The 2,678-nt window shown below is 49.7% G+C and carries 4 protein-coding genes; all 4 read right to left on the bottom strand.

What is annotated here, in order from left to right; translation table 11 throughout:
* Positions 1 to 15: 15 nt before the first annotated feature.
* A complete protein-coding gene (locus ACOCD2_RS16235; RefSeq protein WP_419625789.1) occupies positions 16 to 720 on the bottom strand; it encodes a DNA replication terminus site-binding protein in 705 nt (234 codons plus the stop codon).
* Positions 721 to 905: 185 nt separating this feature from the next.
* Entirely contained in the window at positions 906 to 1,127 is a 222-nt protein-coding gene (locus ACOCD2_RS16240) for a hypothetical protein (RefSeq protein WP_293649902.1), read from the bottom strand.
* Complete coding sequence (locus tag ACOCD2_RS16245; RefSeq protein ID WP_293649903.1) at positions 1,124 to 1,408, bottom strand: hypothetical protein; 285 nt, start codon at positions 1,406 to 1,408, stop codon at positions 1,124 to 1,126. Before ACOCD2_RS16245 ends, ACOCD2_RS16240 begins: the two co-directional genes overlap by 4 nt.
* A gap of 204 nt (positions 1,409 to 1,612) precedes the next feature.
* Positions 1,613 to 2,533, bottom strand: a complete 921-nt coding sequence (locus ACOCD2_RS16250) for a DsbA family protein (RefSeq protein WP_293680272.1) — start codon at positions 2,531 to 2,533, stop codon at positions 1,613 to 1,615.
* Positions 2,534 to 2,678: the final 145 nt, after the last annotated feature.

Here is a 2,678-nt window from a genome sequence, read left to right on the forward strand (position 1 = left end):
TTTGTTGGGGCAGAGTCAAACGTATGTTCTGTGCTCGGACTTATAGCGATACAGGTTCATTCCAGACAGCACTGGCTCATCCTCGATCTTCCGATTGTTTCGCTTCCGTTTCGGCCCCATTTCTTCTGGCGATATCAAGGGACGAAAACATGGTATCTCGCCCCCTTTTTCAGAGGGGAAAATCACGGGCATATTGACCTGCATCGCCTGAATGCCCCGGGTGCCCCAGTGTAAATGTAGGTGTACGTCCAAGTTGGTTGGACGAACCTCCGCGAGAACTTCTCCACTGGCAAGTGAAGCCAAAATTCGGTAGTCACGGCTGTCCTGTAAGGCGTCATCACCGATCTGTTTTCGTAACTTTTCGATGGCCTGCTCTCTCGTAATTCGGTGTAGATCATGGGTCCTCAGCCAGGTAAACCGGAGTTTTTCCGGTCTATCTTCAAGGAACTTGATTTTCCTGATTGCCTGGCGGTAATGGAAACGGGGATCCCTCAACTTTTCCAACGCCAACCTTAATGCACGCCCACGCTGATTACGGCTGGTTCCCGGGTTGATTGTTCGCCGGAGTTCTTGCATTGCCGCGGCAAACTCGTCCTTGCTTTGGTTGACATCCTTTGCCAGTTCGATGAGCGCTTGGTCACCACCGACGACGCCGTAAACTTTCATGGATTCTTCCGGTTTCATCTCGTCTGCATAGTGCAACGAACCGTAGATTTCCACACATCGGTCCCGTGCTTCAGCGTCGGTACGGCACCCGTAAACCCAGACCGGATATCCATCCAGCGTCCGCAAATGCCGGTTCAAGTCAGCGAGGCGGGTTGTCAGCTGTTCTTTCTGTTCCTGCGCATGTTCCAGCGCAACAGAATATTCGTAGCAGTGTGTCATTGTACTTTCTGGCCTTTTGGCTATTCGGGCGAACATTCCTGCGGGTAAAAGAGCATGTGATTCAGCCGGTCGTCATCATGCGGGAAGACGCGCACTCCATCGGGAATTTCATCATCAATTTCTATCCATGCTGCGTCATCGCCACGGCACAGCCGCAGTACCGTACCTGTCCTGCCGCGCAAGCCATCCCAACGCTCGGGATGAACGATCACAACCCGTTGTCTATCGATAAATTTCCTCATTTTTTCCGATCTTTCACTCGTTGACGCTTCAAAAACGCTTCCCGTTCCGCATGCACTCGCACGCCCCGACGCGCTGCCAGCGACACGTGCTTCTTGTAGCCACCTCTTCGCATCAACAGAAAACGAACTTCACATTCTGATAGAGCTGCTAGTTGGGTGGGGGTCAGATACTTAGGATGACGCTTGGTAGAACGCTGCTTGCACAGAAAACTTCCCCAATCTTCCTCATAGGCATCTATCAGCAGGTCGTCATTTAGTGGAGTTGTATCAAAAGGTGTCATAGCAGTATTGGGCTCTATTCGTTGATGTTTTGCGTTCTTGGACACGCAAAGAAGGGGAGGGTAGAGAACGAATAAAACCGGGTTTTATGAAGCGATTGTTCGACCACCAATTTCGTTCGGTCACCTCCGTGCCAATAGGTCCATTATAGCAGCAGCAATCGCAGAGATATTGGTCATGCTGCTGGAACAATGTCAGGCCAAGAATCATTGGCGCTTGGCGTTTTCTGCTGGGTAAGAAAGCCCTGGAGCAGAGCTTGAACTGTCGGCAGCACCCTTCACTTCTTTTGCGGTCTTTTCAGCCATCTTTCTCACGGATTCCTCGAGCGTGCGGAGGGAGGTGGCGCCGGCAAAGAAATCAAACTCGCCAGTTAAATTGTTACGGAGGATCACGCTTGGCGTTCCGGTAAACTGTCCCTTGTTGGCATCTTTTATCTGTTTTTCTACAAATGACAGGGCGTCTCTGGATGTCATGCAAGAAGTCAAATTCTCGCTGGAAATACCCAGCCGGCCAGCGAACTCATCGACAAATTTCTTGCCATTTTTCAGGTTAGTACTGGTGTACACCGTGTCCACGTAATTCCAGTAAGTGTTATTTCCTGAGAGACGATAGATACAGTACCCGCCCATGGCCAGTTCGGTTGCATAGGGTTCATGAATCGATAGTGGCATACTTCGATAAATCAGGTTGGCGTGCTTCCCATATTTGTCGATAAACGCCTTTGCAGTGCGATGAAATTTCTTGCAGTATGGGCACCCGAAATCCGAATATACAATCAAGCTGAAAGCCCCGTTTTTGGCGCCAAGAAAAGGCTCGTTGTCGGTATCTTGAGCAGGGATATATTTCTTGATGGCAGCCTTTCTTTCCCGAGCCGCCTTGGCTTTTTTCTCGCGCAACTGAGAAAGCCGTAATGCATGCTTGCGCTGCTGAATCAAGTCCCAACGCTTTTCCAGAACATCATCCAACGCTCCGGATGCGAGAACATCCCTCACCCGTTGGGTGAATCCCGATTCAGTTTCAGTTGTATGTGCGGATGCTGGGGCCTGTTGTGGTTCCGCTTGTAATTCCGCATGGACTGTTCCAAAGGGAAAAAACGCGATGAGAAAAGCGGGAATAAATGGACGCATAATGGAAATCTCCTTGCTGAAAAGGACCGATAGAATAGCCGACGATAGGATTTAAACGACAAATGTAAATGCGGAAAAAAGCACGCTAAAAAAGTCGTGACTCAGCAGTTAATTGATCTGGAAAGTCAGAAAAAATGTCTTGTCA

The sequence above is a fragment of the Thiolapillus sp. genome (genome assembly GCF_048562965.1).
Lineage (GTDB): Bacteria > Pseudomonadota > Gammaproteobacteria > Chromatiales > Chromatiaceae > Thiolapillus > Thiolapillus brandeum_A.